The organism is Pseudomonas oryzihabitans (assembly GCF_001518815.1).
In the GTDB taxonomy this organism is placed as follows: Bacteria; Pseudomonadota; Gammaproteobacteria; order Pseudomonadales; family Pseudomonadaceae; genus Chryseomonas; species Chryseomonas oryzihabitans_E.
Window position 1 is genome coordinate 4586564 of the sequence record NZ_CP013987.1, and the last position, 19397, is coordinate 4605960.

A 19397-nucleotide genomic window follows, 5' to 3' on the forward strand; every position below is an offset into this window, starting at 1 on the left:
AGGGATCGCGGCAGTATTCGTACAGGCGCATCGAACGACAAGAAACTACCTAACACAGCGAATTCGAAGGGTTCGATCTGGAACCCGGCCACGCTTGGCAGCCTTGGATCTCGACGCTGTACCGGATTGATGATTCTGAAGAACAGGAACACGCCAATGAACGTAGTCATGGTGCTTAACTACAAGGCTCCCAACGAAACCATCAGTTGCGTGGAGAGCATCCTCAAGCACTGTCCGTCCATCGATCATGTGGTGGTAGTGGACAATGATTCCCAGGACGTCTCCATCGACGTCCTGCAGCGCTGGCAGGCCGACCATGGCTTGAGCCAGGTCACCGTGCTCGCCAGTCCGCGCAACGACGGCTACGCCGGCGGCAACAACTACGGCATGCGCTGGGCGCTGGACAACCTGCCGGTCAAGCATTTCTGGGTCGTCAACAACGACGCCTACGTCAAGGACGATGCCTTCGCTCCGCTGCTGGCCGAGCTGCAACGCGCACCCAGGACGATCGTCGGCTCGGTGATCCTGAGCTCCCAGACCGGTCGCCTGGAATGCTATGGCGGCGGCATCCTCTATCCGCTGCTGGGCAAGTCCAAGCTGCTGGGCAAGGACATCGCCGTCAGCGACATCTCCACGCTGGACCGTGAACCCGACTACATCATGGGGTGCAGCATGGCCTTCTGCGCCAGCCTGCTGACCGAGATCGGGTTCATGGACGAGGCGTACTTCATGTACTCCGAAGAAGTGGACTGGCAGCACCAGGCCAAGCGCAAGGGCGTCGTGCTCAAGGTTTCGCGCACGAGCCATCTTTTCCACTACGGCTCCATGAGCTCGGGCGGACGCAGCGCCTTCTATCACTATTTCCGCAATCGCGCGGCGACCCGGTTCAATCGCAAATTCCACGGCACCTCCTATGCACTGGTGTCCGCGGTGCTGCTGTCCGGCATCACCGTGCTCAAGGAATTCAAGCATCCGAAACTGGCCTGGTCCGGAGTCAAGGGCGCCTTCAAGGGAGCGACGATGCATGTCTAGCCTAAGCACCCAAGCGTTCGGTATCGAGTTCTTCACCGGTACCAAAGACGAGTTGATGAACGCCATCGACCAGGACATCCACCGGCCCTACAGCTATATCGTCACGCCGAACATCGACCATGTCGTGCAGCTGCAGAGCAATGCGGACATGCGCGAGTCCTATCAGCGGGCCGGCAAGCGCATCTGCGACAGCCGCATCCTGATGCCCATCCTCAAGTCGCTGGGCGTCGCCGTGCCCGAGGTCATCACTGGCAGTGACCTCACCCTGAGCATCCTGCGCAAGGCCAACGACGAGCACCTGTCGGTGGTGCTGATCGGCTCGAGCGAGAGTGACGTGGGCAAGCTGCGGCGGATGTATCCCCATATACAGCTGGCGCACTACAACCCGCCGATGGGTTTCATCAACGACCCGCTGGAAACGCAGAAATGCGTCGATTTCGTGATGCGCAACCCCTCCGAGTTCATCCTCTATGCCGTGGGTGCCCCGCGTCAGGAAAAGCTGGCCCGCCAGATCGACAGCAGCAAGCGCACCGGTGTCGGCCTGTGCATCGGGGCCTCCATCCTGTTCGCCGTCGGCACCGTCAAACGGGCGCCGCGCTGGATGCAGAAGGCCAGACTGGAGTGGCTGCATCGGCTGTGTTCGGAGCCCAAGCGTCTGGCCAAGCGTTACGTGCACGATGCCCTGAGCATCCTGCCCATCTATCTCAAGGAACGCAGCAGTCGACGCACCTGAGAGGCTGCTTCGCAGTTTCTTGGCCGCAAGGAAGATGACCACCGGACCAACTGTCCGGTGGTCCCGTCTGGATGGGTAGGTCTATGAGCATTCTCCGTAAAAGTACCGTTTCCTTCGTTCTCCTGATCCCGTTGCTGATCCTGCATCTGGACGTGTTCGGCGAAAGCCCGCACAACCCGGTCGGCATTCTCTATCTGAACGAGCTGTATCTGGCCATCTGCATGGCCTTCACCTTCTTCTACCTGCTGACCAGCATTGGCACCCAGCAGCGTGAATTCAAGATCCTGATGACCTACGCCGTCTATTCGTCGGTGGTCTTCATCGGGCTGCCGGCGATCTTTTCCTTCCTGTTCTATGGCCAGCCGTTGTTCTACGGCCTGATCGAAGAACGGCGGATCCTGTTCAGCTTCGGCTTCGCCACCCTGATGTTCCTGGGGCGTAACATGAGCGCCTCGCAATTCGAGAAGGCCCTGCTGATCACGGCACTGCTGGCCGCCGTCATGGCCTGGATGTTCAAGTTCGGCGTCCTGCCCGACCTGCGTGACAAGCAGTCGTCCTTCGACCGTCCGGATCGCTCCTCCATCGGGGCACCCGCCCTGTGCCTGGCCTATTTCTATTGCATCCAGACCTGGAACAAGGGCATCTCGCCGATCGATGGCTCGCCGCGCAGCAAGACCATCCACATCGTGCTGGCCATGGTCTTCCTGCTGACCCTGGTGTTCGGTACCCAGACCCGGCAGCTGATCGTGCTGGCGCTGTGCTTCACGGTGTTCTGCCTGAAGAGCAAGTCGATCGTCTGGATCTGTGTGTCGGCGTTGCTGCTGTCGCCCTTCTTCATCTTCCCCGACCTGATGAAGGTGCTGGGGCTGAATCTGGACTTCTATGCCCAGTCGGTAGAAGACGGCCCCACCGACGGCGTGCGCGAGCAGACCATCGGCTACATCTTCTCCCACCTCAGCCAGAATCACTGGTTGCCCAGCGGCTCGCTGTCGCTGATGTGGAACAACGGCTTCATCCCCTACTTCGGCGAGTACTTCTTCCTGTCCGACGTGGGCGTGTTCGGTACCCTGTTCCGCTTCGGCTTCCTGGCCTTCATCATCGTCCCGGTCTCGCTGTTCCTCTACTATCGCTGGGCGAAGATGCTGCACCCCGATACCGGCTTCGTGGTGACCGCCACCCTGGCCCAGCTGGTGATCTGGCCGCTGGCCGGCTTCTTCGAGTACCTGCAGGCCACCATCTGCTACCTGATGGTGATCCAGGCCCTGCGCGCGCTGCACCACTACAGCTCCGCTCCCGTCCAGGAGACCTACGTCAGCAGCCCCTACCCGCGCCCGAGCAGCCAGCTGGCCCGCCCGGTCTGATCCCTCGTGCCGCCCGGCGTCTGCCGGGCGGCCCCAAGGAGTTTTCACCCCCACGATGTCGATGATCAAAAACAGCACCTGGAACATCCTGGGTGTCATCATCCCCAGTGCCATCGCGCTGCCCACCATGGGCGTGCTGTCGCGCCTGCTGGGCGTCGAGCAGTTCGGTCTCTTCACCCTGGCCTTCGCCATCGTCGGCTATGCGACGCTGTTCGATGCCGGTCTGTCGCGCGCGGTGATTCGTGCCATCGCCATGCACCATGGCGACAAGCCGCTCAACCGGCTGGTCATGGGCACGGCTACCGGCGCCGTCATCGGCCTGAGTCTGCTGGCGACCCTGCTGCTGTGGTTCGGCGCAGGCAAGGTGGTGAGTCTGCTGCACGTCTCGCCCGAGCATTTCGACAACGCCGTCGCCGGCTTTCGCTGGCTGAGCCTGTGCGTGCCGCCCTTCCTGCTGGCCACGGTCTGGTTCGCCTACCTGGAGGGCAACGAGCGCTTCGGCGAATTCAATATCCTGCGGACCTTCTCCAACAGCCTGCTGGCGATCGCGCCGCTGATCGCCGTGCTGATCGAGCCGAGCTTTTCCGCCACGGTGATCGGCCTGGTGCTGGCGCGGGTGGTGTCCATGGCGCTGGCCTACTGGCCGCTGCACAAGGATTTCCCCGAAGGCATCCGCACCTTCAAGGTCGAGGTATTCAAGGAACTGCTGAGATTCGGCAGCTGGATGACGGTGAGCAACATCATCAGTCCGCTGATGGTCTACTTCGACCGCTTCGTGCTCTCGCACATGGTGGGCGCCAGCCGGGTGTCCTTCTACACCGCTCCCGCCGAGGCGGTCTCGCGGATGCTGATCATCCCCAACGCCGTGGCCCGGGTGGTGTTCCCGCTGCTGAGCAAGAGTGGTAGCGATGCCGCCCGCCAGGCCAACAAGGCCTTCTGGGGCCTGCTGCTCATCAGCCTGGCGATGGTGCTGCCGATCCTGCTTCTCGCGCCCTGGATCATGACCGTCTGGATGGGTCCCGAGTATGGCGGCGATGCGGCGCAGATCTTGCGCATCCTCGCGGTGGGCTTCATCTTCAACGCCCTGGCGCAGATTCCCTTCGCCAAGATCCAGGCCCGGGGTCATTCGCGCACCACGGCGATGATCCACCTGGCCGAACTGCTGCCCTATCTGGGCCTGCTGGTGGTCTGCATCCAGCACTTCTCCATCATGGGCGCCGCCATCGCCTGGACGGTGCGGGTGACCGTGGACTACCTGGCCCTGGAATATTTCGCCCGTCGCACCGCGCCCCTGGTGCAGACGCCGGTTTATCAACAGACCCCTTGAATGGATATAGAGGTGCTGTCCGTGTCACGAGTGAAACGTCGTATCGGTCGTGGCCTGCTGGCCACCGCATTACTGTCCGCGGCGCTTTATGGCAAGGCTCAGGCAGAGCCAGCGACAGCCAAGGTGGATCTCATCGGCATCAACATGTCGGCCGCCGGCTTCGCTGGTCAGGTTCTACCTGGCGTGGAAGGTACCAACTACTTCTATCCCACCGAGGATTACTTCCGCCGCTACAGCGCCAAGGGGATCCGCTTCATCCGTTTCCCCTTCCTCTGGGAGCGGGTGCAGCCCCAACTCGGCGGCGAACTGGATCAGGCACAGGTCGCCCTGCTCAAGCGCACCCTGGATTTCGCCGACAAGTACGGCATCCGGGTGATCCTGGACATGCACAACTATGCGCGCTATCGCGGCCAGCTGATCGGTTCGCCGCAGGTGCCCTATAGCAGCTATGCCGACGCCTGGAAGCGCCTGGCCCAGACCTTCCAGAAGCATCCGGCGCTGTACGGCTACGACGTCATGAACGAGCCCCATGATACCCAGGGGCTCTGGCCACGGGCCGCGCAGACGGCGGTGGACAGCATTCGCAGCCTCGACATGCAGACCCCGATCTTCATCGCCGGCGACAGCTGGTCCAGCGCCCAGCGCTGGCCCCAGGTGAACGGCGACCTGCTGATCAAGGATCCGGCAGACAACCTCATCTATGAGGCCCATATCTATTTCGATGAAGATTCCAGCGGCAACTACGCCTCTGGCACCAAGGGCGTCCATCCCATGATCGGGGTGGAAAGGACCCGACCCTTCATCGAGTGGCTGAAACAGCACAATTTGCGCGGTTTCATTGGCGAATATGGGATACCTGCACACCCACAATGGCTCGAAGCCATGGACAATCTGCTGAGCTATCTGGGCGAACAATGCGTACCCAGTGCCTATTGGGCAGCCGGTCCGGGCTGGGGCGATTACCCCCTGGCCATCGAGCCCAAGAACGGTACGGAAAAGCCGCAGACCGCGCTGCTGGAAAAGCACCTGCACAAACATGACTGCCAGGTCATCGGACCTCGGTAGCGGAGAAGCGACAGATTTCGAACCGCGTCACCTTTTTCCGCCTCTGACGCGCTGAACTCGATGGCTAAAGGCCAGTCTCAGACCAGCAGACTCAGGTGCTCGTACAACTACAAGCTGGGACCCGAGCTCACTCGCACACTGGATAGGCCAGCCGCATGGAACCCGGTCCACTGTCGAAGACCGCCAAGTCTCGCGAAGGAACACCATGAATAACCGGCTCGTTGCTTCTACCTTCCGATTTATTCCTCTTGCTCACACTCAATCAGCAATCAAGGACGAATGACATGAAAACCAAATTTACCGCTCTGGCCTTGCTGTCCGGCATCGTCCTGCAGGGTTGTGCCTACTCCCCGGGTCAGTACCTGGACCAGGACGACCTGAAGAGCGATCCAAGCATCCAGGGCACCAAGGTCCAGCTGATCCCGATCACTAGCTCGCTGCTGATGAGCCAGGATTCCGCGGCCCTGTCCAAGGCTCCCGACCTCAAGCCCCTGCTGGACTACAAGCCGCAGGCTTACCGCGTCGGTGCGAGCGACCTGCTCTACATCACCGTCTGGGATCACCCCGAACTGACCGCTCCGTCCGGCGCCCAGCAGCAGCTGGAAGCCAACGGTCGCCTGGTCCGTCCGGATGGCACCCTGTTCTACCCCTACGTCGGCACCGTGCGCGCCGCCGGCAAGACCCTGGAAGAGATCCGCACCGATATCTCCCGCCGTCTGGCCACCTTCATCGACAATCCCCAGATCGACGTCAGCGTGCTGAAGTTCGGCAGCCAGAAGGTCACCGTCTCCGGTGCCGTGAACAAGGGCGATGCCATTCCGCTGACCACCAAGCCCATCACCCTGGTGGAAGCCCTGGGCCAGGTTGGCGTGGCCAACACCGGTGGTGCCGACCTGACCGGCGTGACCCTGGTTCGCGACGGCAAGGAATACCGCCTGGATACCGACAGCCTGAACCGCAAGGATTCCAAGCTGTACGGCATCTACTTGAAGGACGGTGACAGCATCCACCTGCCCTACAACGATGCCCGCAAGGTCTATGTGGTCGGTGAAGTCCGCACGCCGTCCGCGGTCAGCTACAAGATCACCAACCTGAACCTGATGGAAGCCCTGAGCCAGGCCGGTGGCATCCAGCAGGAAACCGCCAACGCCGATGCCGTCTACGTCATCCGTGGCCCGGAAGACCTGAAGGCTCCGGGCGCCACTGCCCAGGTCTTCCACCTGGCGGCCAAGAACCCCACCGCCTACGTGCTGGCGCAGAATTTCCATCTGCAGCCGCAGGACGTGGTCTTCGTCGGCCCGGCCGGTATCACCCGTTGGAACCGCTTCGTCAGCCAACTGCTGGGTTCCACCAACGTCCTCTCCTCCAGCGCCAGCCTGAACAGCAGCTTCAAGTAATAGTGCCCGCTTGCCGTCATGCCGGTTACCGCCGCGCATGACGGCAATTTCTCTGACTTTTCGCTCCACCCCTCTCTTATCCCCGCCTCATACCCTCTTTATTCTTCCCGCCTGAAAACCTCTAGCTAGACGATTTTCCAGGCAGGGCATTACTTATCTCGATACCTATTTATCCCGGTTTTACTGCCACTCAGCTTGGCAGCGACAGTTTTTCGTCACGCTTTTGCGTAATGTAGCTACCCTGATAGCGAAGTCGGCTCGTGTAAGGACTGGGTGTGGCGTCAGGCAAGGCAACAAGGGCGGTGCCCCGCTTCGGTGGGTGGCGCAAGCTGACAATGTGGTTGTTGGGCTATCTGTCCTTCATGGGCACGGCCCTGGCTGCGCCAGCCAGCGTGGCTTTCTGGTACGCGGAAAAACCACCGATCTCCGAACTGGCCCAGTTCGACTGGGTAGTCCTAGAACCCGGGCACGCCGGCGCTGACGATGTCCGCACCCTGCGGGAAGCCGGCGCCCAGCCATTCGCCTACCTGTCCATCGGTGAGTTCGCCGGAGACGCCGCCGCGCTGCAAAAGGCTGGCCTCAGTGCCGGCGCCAGTCCGGTGGCCAACAAGGCCTGGGGGAGCCAGGTGATGGATCTGGCCTCTCCGGTCTGGCGGAATCATCTGCTCGGGCGGGCCGCCGAGCTGGCCAAGGCCGGCTATACCGGACTCTTTCTGGATACCCTCGACAGCTTTCAGCTGGTCGCGGAAGACCAGCGGGACGCTCAGCGGCTGGCGTTGAAAAGCCTGCTCGCCGAGCTGCATCGCCGCCAGCCCGCACTCAAGCTGTTCTTCAATCGCGGCTTCGAGGTGCAACCGGAACTGCCAGGCGTTGCCGCGGCCATGGCGATGGAGTCCATCTATGCAGGCTGGGATGCGGGCAAGAAGGTCTATCGTCCGGTCAGCGCCCAGGATCGCGAGTGGCTCAAGCCGCGAATCGAGGCGGCCCGCAGTGCTGGTATCCCGGTCATCGCCATTGAATACCTGCCGCCGGAGCAGCGCGACGAGGCTCGACAGCTGGCCAAGCGGCTGCGCGACGAAGGGTACGTGCCCTACATCACCACCCCCGATCTCAATACCCTGGGCATCAGCTCGGTCGCCCTGCAGCCACGGCGCCTGGCGCTGCTCTACGACGGTCGCGAAGGCGCCCTGCGGCAATCGGCGGTGCACCGCTTCCTGGGCAGCGCTCTGGAATATCAGGGCTATCGACTGGACTATTTCGACGCCTCCAAGCCGCTACCGGCCACCTGGCCCAGTGCCCTCTACGCTGGCGTGGTGGTCTGGATGACCAGTGGCCCGCCGACCGACTCGCGGGCCTTCAGCGACTGGATCAGCCAGCGCCTGGACGAAAAGACGCCGCTGCTGATTCTTGGTGGATTGCCGCTGGACAACGAAGCCCTGCTCAAGCGGCTGGGCCTGGGTGTCAGTCGCAAGCCCCTGCCCGACAACCTGACGCTGAAGGTGGCGGACCCTGCCCTCGCCGGCAACTTCGAGGCGCCGGTCAAGTTGCGGACCCGTGGCCTGCCCGCCGTGCAGACGCTGCCGGGCGGACCGACCCCGGTCGTCACCCTCGCCGGCCAGGGTGAGAGCTTCGTGCCCATGGGTGTGGCCAGCTGGGGCGGTTTCGCCTTCACTCCCTACGTGATGGAAGATGGCCCCGAAGCCAGTCGCTGGATCATCGACCCCTTCGTCTTCACCGCCAAGGCGCTGCAGCTCCCCCCCCTGCCGGTGCCCGACCCGACCACGGAAAACGGCCGCCGGATCGCCACGGTGCATATCGACGGTGACGCCTTCCCGTCCAAGGCCGAAGTACCCGGCGCGCCCTATGCCGGTCAGATCGTGCTGGAGCGGTTCATCCAGCCGCATCCCTTTCTGACCTCGGCGTCGATCATCGAGGGCGAGGTCGGCCCCAAGGGCCGCTACCCGGAGCTGACCGCACAGCTGGAGCCCATCGCCCGTCGACTGTTCGCCGATCCCAAGGTGGAGGTGGCCACCCATACCTTCAGCCACCCGTTCTTCTGGCAACCGGCGGTCTCCGAGCAGAGCGAGAACTTCGAAGCCCAGTACGGCTACATGATGCAGATCCCCGGCTACGACAAGATCGATTTCACCCGGGAGATCGTCGGTTCGACGCGCTACATCAACGAACGGCTGACCACGCCGCAGAAGCCGGTGAAGATGGTGTTCTGGTCCGGTGATGCCCAGCCGGACGCCGCCACCCTCAAGCTCGCCTACGACAATGGCCTGCTCAACGTGAACGGCGGCAACTCGCACATCACCCGCGCCCAGCCTTCGGTGAGTGGACTCTATCCCTTCATCCGCCCCACACCGGGCGGCTTGCAGTTCTATGCGCCCATCATCAACGAGAACGTCTACACCAACCTCTGGCGCGGCCCCTATTACGGCTTTCGCGATCTGCTCTATACCTTCGAACGTACCGAACACCCGCGGCGGCTGCGCGGCCTGAACCTCTACTATCACTTCTACTCGGGTACCAAGCAGGCGTCGCTCAAGGTCATGGAAGAGATCTACCAGGGCATGGCCGCCGAGCGACCGCTGTCCCTTTGGATGAGCGACTACCTGCGTCGGCTGCATGGCTTCTACACCGCCAGCCTGGCCCGGGAGGCCGACGGCAGCTGGTCGATCAAGGCCCTCGACGGTCTGCGCACCCTGCGCCTGGATCCGCGCCTGGGCTGGCCGGATCTGCAGCGCTCCCAGGGCATCGCCGGCGTACACGACCTGCCGCAGGGGCGCTATGTCCATCTGAGCGGCGATCAGGCGCGACTGGTGTTGCGCGACAGTCGCGACCCCACCCCCGCCCTCGAAGAGGCCAACATCCCGCTGCAGCGCTGGGACTACCTGTCGCCGACCCGGATCCGCTTCGCCTTCGCCGGGCAGTTCCCGCTGGAGCTGACGCTACGGGCGGCGTCGACCTGCGAGGTCCGCGTCGGTCGCGAGCGCTACAAGGGCCAGCCGGGACAGGCTGGCCTCTGGACGTTCAAACTTCCGCTAACACGAGTGAGTGACGGTGAGATCGTCTGCGGCTAAGAAAACCCGACTCCTGAGTGGTTGGACACTGCTGGGGCTCGCGCTCATCACCGCGGTGGTGCTGGTGCTGACCTTTCATGGCAAACAGGTGTTCCTGCCCGGCGAAGAACCGGCGGACCAGGTGTCCATCAGCTACGCCCAGGTGCTGCTCAAGGCGACCCCGGAGGACACCGGGCTGCGCATGAAACTGATCGACCAGCTGATCGCCCTGGGTCGCATCGACGAGGCGCGTCGCCAGCTGCAGCTGTTGCCGCAGCCCCTGGCCTCGACGCCCTTCTATGCGCTGGAACTGGACATTCTCCAGGCGGAATCCCAGCCGCAGGGTCTGGGCGAAGCCGATCGCGAGCGCCTGGCGCAACGGCTGAGCGCTCTGGATGTGGCGACCCTGAGCATGCCTCAGCTGCAACGGGTGGCCGAACGCGCCTTGCAGCTGGCCGACCCGGCCACGGCGGCGCAGCGTTACGTCGAACTGGCCCGGCGCGATCCGCCGCGCCGCCAGCAGTGGCTGGAGCAGGCGGCGCGCTGGAGTCTGGCCGGTGGCCGTCAACAGGAGGCCGCGCGTCTCTATCTGCGCCTGGCCGACCTGGCCACGTCGGCCGAGCAGCGCCAGGGCTATCGGCACCAGGCGTTCGATGCCTGGCTCGCCGCCGGCCAGGGCGCCGAAGCCGCCGCTCTACTGGAGCAGGAGCTGCCGCGACTGCAACCCGACGCCAGTGGCCTGGCCTGGCTGCAAGCCGGGGTCGCCGCCGCCCAGGGCAGCGGCCGCCTGGACCTGGCCCAGCGGCTCATCGACCGCTGGCGCGAGTGGCAACCGGACGACCCCGCCGCGCTGGAGGCCGCCTATCGACTGGCTCTGGCGCGCGGCGAAACCGAGCGCGCCTGGGAAGAAGGTCAGCAGCTGCTGGCGCTGCGTCCCGACGACGAAGAACTGCTCGCTCAGCTGGCCCAGCTGGGCGAATGGACCGATCATGTGGACGAAGCCCTCGATCTCTGGTTGCGCCTGCTCGCCCGCCAGGACGACCCGGCCCGGCGCGACCATGCCTGGAAGCTGGCCGCCCGAGCCTTTCGTTTCGATGCCGTGGTCGAGCTGCTGGACGTAGCCTCGCAGGAGCGCCAGCTGGATAAGACCGAACTGGATGCCCTGATCTTCGCCTACGAATCCCTGGGCGATCCCGCGGCCGAGGAAAACTGGCTGCGCGGCTACCTAAAACGTCAGCCGAAACAGCGCCTGGCCTGGGAGCGCCTGCAGCAGCTGTTGGCCCGTACCGAACAGGGCGAGGCCGAAGTGGCGGCCTGGGCCGCCTTCGGCAAGCGCTTCCCGCTGACCAATGCGGAGTATCTCGCCTGGGCCGGCACCCTCTGGAAGTTGTTCAAGCCGGAGGAGGCCTGGGCCGTGCTCGAACACCTGCCGGCCAAGCAGCGGCAGGGCGACGACTACTGGCGCCTGCGCGCGGAACTGGCCTGGGAACTGGAGCGCGATAGCGAAGCCCAGTTGGCCTTCGAGCGCCTGGCTGCGAGTAGCAAGGGACTTGCAGCGACCGACGAGGATCGGCTGCTGGAGATCTACCAGCGTACGGCACCGCGCAAGGCGTTGGCGCTGCTGGAAAAGAGCTGGGAGAAGCACAGGAACCAGGAGCGCCTGACCCAGGCGCTGCAATGGGCCGAGCAACTCAAGGACACCGCGGCGCTGGAGCGCCTGCTGGCCAGTGCGGCGCGCGAGCCGGCTTCTGCCAACAATCCCGCGGTCTGGCTGGCGCGGTCAGGTCTCGACTTCCAGCGCGGCCGGATCAGTCAAGCCGAAGAAGGTTATCGGCAGGCGCTGCAACGTTTCCCGGACGACGACCGATTCCGCGAACGCCTGCTGTGGCTGCTCATCGACCAGAATCGCCAGACCGAGCTGGCGACGTTCCTACGCGACTGGAAGGGTCGAGCCCGTGACAGCGACGTACTCTGGCTGCCCTTCGGCAGTGGCCTGGTGCTGCTGGGTGAAGCAGAGGAAGCTCTCAGCTGGTATCGCCGCTATCTGGACGCCCATCCCCAGGACTGGCTGGTCCAGGCGGCCTATGCCGACGCCCTGGACGCCGCCGGCCACCAGGACGCGGCGCTGCGTCTGCGCAAGGCGGTGACGCCGCATCTCGCCAACGACGAAGTGCCGCCCACTCCCGAGCGCTATGCCACCTACCTGCGGCTGCTGTCCAGCCTGCGCGGCCCCCAGGCGGCCCTGGCCCAGGCGCGCGCCTGGCAGGACGGCTCGCCGAGCATGCTGCAGCTGTGGTTCGACCAATGGCTCGACGCCCTCAGCCAGAACAACGACGACGGCCTCAAGGGCGAATGGCTGGCCTGGGCCAAGAGCCGTGGCCTGAAGGTCCGTCAGTACGAGCAGCTGCAAGAGGTGCTGCGCCGGCAGAATCGTGGCGAGCTGGAAAAATTGCTGGCGGCGGGTGATCTGGATCCGGCGCAACGCGTCGAGGTGCTGCAGCGTCTCGGCCACGCTGGCGATGCCCAGGCAGCGGCGCTGACGGCCGCCGGTGACGAGCCGCCTGAGGTCATCCAGCGGCAGCTGCTGCGCCAGGCCACCGAACAGGCCGAGCGCACCCCCAATGGGGTCCAGGCCGGCTGGGAACGGCGCGACTATGGCGGCCTCGTCGAACAGGGCGCCGAGGTACGCGCAGCCCGCCGCCTCGCCGATGACGTCTATGCCGATGTCCAGCTCAAGCAGAATCGCCTGGAGGGCAATGGCCTCAAGTCCGACGCCCTGGGCAACGAGCACCAGATGCTGCTCAAGGTGCTGAAAGACCTGTCCGATGGCGGCCTGGAGACCACCGTGGACGCCAGCCAGCGTGCCGACAGCAATCGCCTGGGCGTGGGCGTCGCCCGCACCTGGCGTATCGATGGCAACACCGAGATCGAGGCGGCGCTGGACTGGCACCGGCAACCCGACGAGAGCGGCTATCTGCGCGCCCTGGGCCGGCGCGACAGCGTCAGCCTGGCCGGCCGCCACAACCTCACGCCGCGGGACCAGCTGAGCTGGCGGGCGGCGCACAACCGCTATTCCAGTCGCGATGGCGATGCCCTGGGCAGTGGCTTCGCCTTCAACCTGGAGCTGAGCCATATGATCTTCTTCGAAGGCCCGACCTGGCAGGTGCGCAGCGGCGTCACCTACCAGCAGAACAAGGCGCGCAGCACCCTGCCCGACAGCGTCACCCGCTACCTGCAGCCCCTGGCCGGCAGCGGCGAGAACGGCGAGATCACCGTGGCCGACCTGGAGGCGCTGGGCGGCACCCAGCTGCTGCAGGATCGCTATGGTCAGCTCTATGTCGGCAGCAGCTGGCGGCGCGGTATTCCCGGTTCGCTCAACCGCACCCATCCCCAGTACACCTGGCTGGTGGATACCCTGGTCGGCTGGCAGTGGACCGAGCGCGAATTCAACTACGGTTTGAATGTCGGCCTGGGCATGGCAGTGCTCGGCGACGACGAACTGGCGTTCACCGCCGGCTACCAGTCCGCACCTCAGGGCAGTGGCGGTCAGGCCGGCAGCACCCTGGGCATTCAATACAGCAATCGAATCGGCCGCTAGGTCGTTTCAAGGGAGAGACCTCATGAACATCACGCGTCTGCTCGCCGCCAGTGTCGCCACCGTGCTACTGGCCGGCTGTTCGAGCTTTACCCGCCCCAGTGGCGAGGCCCTGCCCAAGGATGCGCGCTGGGGCCTGGTGCCGCTGGCCAACTACGCCCAGGCGCCCATGGCCGGCGATCGCGCGGCACAGATCCTGGTCAGCGTGCTCGGCGAGCGTGGCATCCGCCCGCAGGTCTATGACGATAGCCAGGGTGGCAATCCCACCGATGACGAGAAGGCGCGCCAGCGCGCAGCCCTGGACTGGGCGCGCCAGCAGAATCTGCAATACGTGCTCACTGGCAGCGTGGACGAGTGGCAGTACAAGAACGGCCTGGACGGCGAACCGGCAGTGGGCGTGACCCTCCAGGTGGTCGAGCCGGCCAGCGGCCGGGTGGTCTGGAGCAACAGCGGCGCGCGCTCCGGCTGGTCGCGCGAGAGCCTGGCGGCCACCGCGCAGAAGGTCCTGCGCGGCACCGCGCAAGAGCTGCAGCTGCGCTGATGGCCCTGCAATCCGTCCACAAGGACTACACCCTGGCGCCTCGCGCCAGTGGCCGCCTGTCCTGGCTGGAAACCCTGCTGGTCACGGCGGCCGCCCTGGGCCTGGGCTTCTGGCTTGTGCCGGAAGACCCCTTGATGGTCGGCCTGGCCTTTCCCTGGGTGGTGTTCGCGCCCATCCTCATGGGGGTGCGCTATGGCTTCATGCGCGGCCTGGTAAGCGCCGCGCTGCTGGTGGTGGCGCTGCTCTACCTGCACCGCCAGGGCTATCCGGCCTACGAAGAGATTCCACCGTCCTTTATCGTCGGCGTGCTGCTCAGTGCCATGCTGGTAGGCGAATTCCGCGATCTCTGGGACCGTCGCCTGGAGCGGCTGGACCTGGCCAACGACTATCGCCAGCTGCGCCTGGACGAATTCACCCGCGCCCACCATCTCTTGCGCATCTCCCATGATCGCCTGGAGCAACGCGTCGCCGGCAACGACCTCAGCCTGCGCAGCTCCCTGCTGGACCTGCGTCGCCAGCTGCGCGAGGTGCCGCGCGAGCAGGATGCGCTGCAGGCCCTGGCCGAGCCCATCGTCGGCCTGCTGGCCCAGTACGGTTCGTTGCGGGTAGCCGGGCTCTATCGGGTCGACGGCAACGGCCGAGTGGATCGCCGCGCCCTCGCCAGCCAGGGCGAGATGCCCGGCATCGATCCCGACGACCTGCTGGTGCGCCTGACCCTGGAGCGCGGCGAGACCCTGAGCATCCGCCAGGCGCTGCTGGAACGCGGCGAGACCCAGCATTCGGCGCTGCAGGCCTGCGTGCCGCTGCTGGATACCGAGGAGCGGCTGCTGGCGGTGCTAGCCATCGAGCAGATGCCGTTCTTTTCCTTCAATGAGCGCACCCTCAATCTGCTGACCATCCTCGCCGGCCACATCGCCGACCTGCTGGGCAGCGATCCCCAGGCGCTGGCCCTGGCCGACGATGACGCCCAGCAGTTCTCCCAGCACCTCAAGCGCTCGCTGCGCGATGCCCAGCAGCACGCGCTGCCCGCCTGCCTGTTCTGCTTCGAGATGACCGAGGCCGACGGTGGCGAACGGGCCTTGGCGCTGCTGGAAGGCAGCCGCCGCGGCCTCGACCTGCAGCTGCGCCTGACCAATCAGGCTGGCCACCCCTGCCTGCTGGTGCTCCTGCCGCTGACCTCCTCCGATGGCCTGGAAGGCTATCGCCGCCGCCTGCGCCAGCTGCTGGCCGAGCGCCATGGTCAGGACAGCACCCTGGAAAGCCTGGGCGTGCGCAGCCATGAACACGAGCTGCTGCCCAAGACCCGCGCCCAGGAGTTGCGCGTCTTCCTGTTCAACGAGTGTGGTCTGCATGAACAGCAAGTGGCTGTTTAGCGGCGCCTTCGCCTTCGAGGCCAGCAGCTGGGCGCTGCTGTTCGCCAACCTGCCGGTGGCGGCGGCCGCCCTGGCCTTCGCCACCGCCCATGCCGCCGGCAGCGCCCTGCTGGCAGGCGGTGCCTGGCTGCTGCTGCCCAAGCGCTACCAGCGACCGCTGCCCTGGAGTCCGCTTTTTCTTTTCGCCCTGGCCTTCTTCATTCCGCTGCTGGGCGCGGCCGGGGTGATCGCCGCGGTCTTCCCGGCGCTCTATCTGCCGCGCAAGCATCGCGAGATCGCCTGGGAGGCGCGCAGCATGCCCAATCTGCCGTTCCGCCCGCTGGAGCGACGCGAGGAGATGCTGTTCAGCGACGGCGGTCTGCAGGACGTCCTGCGTCATGCGCCCAGTACCGACAAACGCCTGACCGCCCTCTTCGCCACTCGCCGCATGCCCGGACGCGATGCCATCCCCATCCTCAAGCTGGCCCTGCGCGATCCAGCCGACGACGTGCGGCTGCTCGCCTATTCGATGCTCGACCAGCAGGAAAGCCAGATCAACCAGCGCATCGAGACCCAACTCGGCGAACTGGCCACGACCCCGGCCGAGCGCCAGCCGGCGCTGCACGGCACCCTTGCCCGTGGCTACTGGGAGCTGGCCTATCTGGGCCTGGCCCAGGGCAGCGTCCTGCGCCACGTGCTGGGTCAGGCGCGCGAGCACATCGAGCTGGCCCTGGCCGGTGAAGAAAACGAAGAACTGCGCATCCTGGCCGGCCGCATCGCCCTGGAGCAGGGCGAGCCCGAGCGCGCCCTGGAATTCTTCCAGGCGGCCGAGGCGGCTGGGGTACCGACCGCCCAGCTGGCGCCCTTCCGCGCCGAAATCGCCTTTTTGCGCCGCGACTACGCGGTCATCCCGGCGCTGCTCGACAGCCTGCCGGCAGATCTGAAGAAGCGGCCGCCGTTCGCCGCGCTGGTGAAGTACTGGTTATGAAAGACGCCCCCGCCGCGACCGTCACGCCCGATGTCTGCCTGCTGCTGGAGGGCACCTGGCCCTATGTCCGCGGCGGGGTGTCGAGCTGGGTCAACCAGTTGATCCTTGGCCTGCCGGAGCTGACCTTCTCGGTGTTCTTCATCGGCGGCCAGCGCGAGAACTACGAGAAGCGCCACTACGCCATCCCGCCCAACGTGGTGCACATCGAGGAGCACTTCCTGGCCGGCTCCTGGGTGCCCAAGGGCGCGCCCATCAGCCCGCGGCGCCAGGCGCCGGTGCAACTGCTGCGCGATCTGCACGCCTTCCTGCACCACCCCGACGAGCCCAGCGCCGCCCAGGGCGATGCCCTGGTGGACGCCTTCGCCCAGGGCAGCGTGAACCTGGACGACTTCATGTACAGCCGCGCCAGCTGGGAAGCCATCACCGAGGGCTACGAGCGCTATTGCACCGACCCCTCCTTCGTCGACTACCTCTGGACCCTGCGCGCCATGCAGGCGCCCCTGCTGATGCTGGCCGAAGCCGCGCGCCGCTTGCCCCGGCCACGGATGATCCACTCCATTTCCACCGGCTATGCCGGCATGCTCGGCGCCATCCTGCAGCGCCGCTGGGGCTGCAACTTCCTGCTCAGCGAGCACGGCATCTACACCAAGGAACGCAAGATCGACCTGGCCCAGGCCAAGTGGATCGCCGAAGGGCCGGACGAAGCCCTGCGCACCGGGCTGGACGTGGATGTCAGCTACATCCGCCGACTGTGGATCCGCTTCTTCGAACGTATCGGCCTGCTCACCTACAAGGCGGCCGATCCGATCATCTCGCTCTACGACGGCAACCGCCGCCGGCAGATCCAGGACGGCGCCGATCCCGCGCGCTGCCGGGTGATCCCCAACGGCATCAGCCTCACCCAGTGGCAGGACGCCCTGGAGCGCCGCCCGGAAGGCGTACCGCCAGTGGTCGGGCTGCTTGGCCGGGTGGTGCCGATCAAGGACGTCAAGACCTTCATCCGCGCCATGCGCGGGGTGATCAGTGCCATGCCCGAGGCAGAGGCCTGGGTGGTCGGCCCGGAAGACGAAGACGAGGAATACGCCGCCGAATGCCACAGCCTGGTCACCAGCCTGGGCCTGGAGGGCAAGGTGAAATTCCTCGGCTTCCAGAAGATTGGCGACATCCTGCCCAAGCTCGGCCTCATGGTGCTGACCTCCATCAGCGAGGCCCAGCCACTGGTGATCCTCGAAGGCTGGGCGGCTGGCGTGCCGGTGGTGAGCAGCGACGTGGGTTCCTGCCGTGAGCTGATCGAAGGCTCGATTCCCGAGGACCGGGCCCTGGGCACCGGTGGCAGCGTGGTCGCCATCGCCGATCCCCAGGCCACCGCCCGTGCCATCCTCGCCCTGCTGCGCAACCCCGGTCGCTGGCAGGCTGCCCAGCGCACGGGCCTGGCCCGGGTCAATCGCTACTACACCGAGCCGCTGATGCTGGAACGCTATCGCGAGCTCTACCAGGACGCCATCGGGAGGAGCCTCTGACATGGCCGGCATCGGCTTCGAACTGCGCAAGATCCTCGCGCGTGACTCCTACACCGCCACCCTGCGCGCCTATGTCTATGCCGGCCTGATCAGTTCCGGCCCCTGGGTGCTCTCGATCATCAGCGTCATGCTGATCGGCGTGCTGGCCACCGGCATCGTCACCCCCAGCGTGCTGATCCGCCAGTTCCTGGTCACCGTGACCTACCTCATGGCCAGCTCGCTGATCCTGACGGGCGGCCTGCAGCTGTATTTCACCCGCTTCGTCTCGGACCGGCTGTTCGAGGAGAAGCAGACCAGCATCCTGCCCAATCTGGTGGGCATCCTGCTGCTGGTGACCCTGGTCGCTGGCGGCCTGGGCTTCGTGCTGCTGGCCACCCTGTTCGACCAGCCCTTCGCCTACCGGCTGCTGGTGCTGGCCAACTTCGTCACCCTCTGCGACCTCTGGCTGGTGATCATCTTCCTGTCCGGGATGAAGGCCTACAACCGCATCCTGGTGGTGATGACCCTGGGTTACGCCATCATGATCGCCGCCGCCTTCGTGCTGCGCTTCCTGGGCATGGACGGCCTCTTGATGGCCCTGCTGCTGGGCCACGCCGCCCTGCTGTTCATGTTTCTCTACGACATCATCCGCGAGTACCCGGCCGATCGCCTGGTGGCCTTCGACTTCCTCGACCGCAAGCAGATCTTCCTCAGCCTGCTGGCGACCGGGCTGTTCTACAACCTGGGCATCTGGGTCGACAAATTCATCTTCTGGTTCAATCCGCTGACCTCCGATGCCGTCATCGGCCCCCTGCGCGCCTCCATCCTCTACGACCTGCCGATCTTTCTCGCCTACCTCGCCATCATCCCCGGCATGGCGGTGTTCCTGGTACGCATCGAGACCGATTTCGCCGAATGGTACGAGCGGGTATTCAACGCGGTGCGCGGCGGCGAGACCCTGCAGCACATCAGCCAGCTCAAGGAGCAGATGATCCTGGCCATCCGCCAGGGCCTCCTGGAGATCTGCAAGGTCCAGGGCCTGACCCTGGTCCTGGTGTTCCTGCTGGCGCCGCAGCTGCTGGCTTGGCTCGGCATGTCGCACTACTACCTGCCGCTGTTCTACATCGACGTGGTGGGCGTGAGCATCCAGGTGGTGTTCATGGCGCTGCTCAACGTCTTCTTCTACCTGGACCGGCGCGACACCGTGCTGATGCTCTGCACCCTCTTCCTGGGTTTCAACCTGGCGCTGACCCTGCTCAGCATCGAACTGGGTCCGAGCTTCTTCGGCTACGGTTTCACCGTCTCCCTGGCCTGCTGCGTGCTGCTCGGCCTGCACCGGCTGGATCGGGTACTGGACGACCTGGAATACGACACCTTCATGCTGCGGCACTGATGGCCGCTGGCACCGGACGAACGGTGTGACCCGCTAACCCTGGAGGCGT

Annotated in this window: 13 protein-coding genes; all 13 read left to right on the forward strand. The window is 65.2% G+C overall.

Features of this window, described 5'->3' with window-relative positions:
• The first annotated feature begins 156 nt into the window (after window positions 1–156).
• Window positions 157–1032, forward strand: a complete 876-nt coding sequence (locus APT59_RS20915) for a glycosyltransferase family 2 protein (RefSeq protein WP_059316600.1) — start codon at window positions 157–159, stop codon at window positions 1030–1032.
• Window positions 1025–1765: a WecB/TagA/CpsF family glycosyltransferase gene (locus APT59_RS20920; protein WP_059316601.1), complete on the forward strand. Its 741-nt coding sequence runs from the start codon at window positions 1025–1027 to the stop codon at window positions 1763–1765. The genes APT59_RS20915 and APT59_RS20920 overlap by 8 nt, the downstream gene beginning before the upstream one ends.
• Window positions 1766–1848: 83 nt before the next feature.
• Window positions 1849–3126 (forward strand): hypothetical protein, encoded by a 1278-nt coding sequence (locus APT59_RS20925; RefSeq protein WP_059316602.1) that lies wholly within the window; start codon window positions 1849–1851, stop codon window positions 3124–3126.
• 55 nt (window positions 3127–3181) lie between these two features.
• Window positions 3182–4453 (forward strand): flippase, encoded by a 1272-nt coding sequence (locus APT59_RS20930; protein ID WP_237140548.1) that lies wholly within the window; start codon window positions 3182–3184, stop codon window positions 4451–4453.
• Window positions 4454–4483: 30 nt separating this feature from the next.
• Window positions 4484–5518, forward strand: a complete 1035-nt coding sequence (locus APT59_RS20935; RefSeq protein ID WP_059316603.1) for a glycoside hydrolase family 5 protein — start codon at window positions 4484–4486, stop codon at window positions 5516–5518.
• Between the two features lie 284 nt (window positions 5519–5802).
• Window positions 5803–6915, forward strand: coding sequence for a polysaccharide biosynthesis/export family protein (locus APT59_RS20940; protein WP_059316604.1), 1113 nt, complete (start codon window positions 5803–5805; stop codon window positions 6913–6915).
• A gap of 335 nt (window positions 6916–7250) precedes the next feature.
• Window positions 7251–10001: a bifunctional glycoside hydrolase 114/ polysaccharide deacetylase family protein gene (locus APT59_RS20945; RefSeq protein ID WP_059316605.1), complete on the forward strand. Its 2751-nt coding sequence runs from the start codon at window positions 7251–7253 to the stop codon at window positions 9999–10001.
• A complete protein-coding gene (locus APT59_RS20950; protein ID WP_059316606.1) occupies window positions 9982–13578 on the forward strand; it encodes a tetratricopeptide repeat protein in 3597 nt (1198 codons plus the stop codon). The genes APT59_RS20945 and APT59_RS20950 overlap by 20 nt, the downstream gene beginning before the upstream one ends.
• A gap of 22 nt (window positions 13579–13600) precedes the next feature.
• Window positions 13601–14116 carry a hypothetical protein gene (locus tag APT59_RS20955; RefSeq protein ID WP_059316607.1) on the forward strand — a complete coding sequence of 172 codons (516 nt, stop codon included), beginning with the start codon at window positions 13601–13603 and terminating at the stop codon, window positions 14114–14116.
• Window positions 14116–15489 (forward strand): PelD GGDEF domain-containing protein, encoded by a 1374-nt coding sequence (locus APT59_RS20960; protein WP_059316608.1) that lies wholly within the window; start codon window positions 14116–14118, stop codon window positions 15487–15489. The genes APT59_RS20955 and APT59_RS20960 overlap by 1 nt, the downstream gene beginning before the upstream one ends.
• Window positions 15467–16456: a tetratricopeptide repeat protein gene (locus APT59_RS20965; protein WP_059316609.1), complete on the forward strand. Its 990-nt coding sequence runs from the start codon at window positions 15467–15469 to the stop codon at window positions 16454–16456. The genes APT59_RS20960 and APT59_RS20965 overlap by 23 nt, the downstream gene beginning before the upstream one ends.
• Complete coding sequence (gene pelF, locus APT59_RS20970) at window positions 16453–17976, forward strand: GT4 family glycosyltransferase PelF (RefSeq protein WP_059316610.1); 1524 nt, start codon at window positions 16453–16455, stop codon at window positions 17974–17976. Before APT59_RS20965 ends, pelF begins: the two co-directional genes overlap by 4 nt.
• 1 nt (window position 17977) lies before the next feature.
• On the forward strand, window positions 17978–19348 hold the full coding sequence (gene pelG, locus APT59_RS20975) for an exopolysaccharide Pel transporter PelG (protein WP_059316611.1): 1371 nt from the start codon (window positions 17978–17980) through the stop codon (window positions 19346–19348).
• Window positions 19349–19397 lie beyond the last annotated feature (49 nt).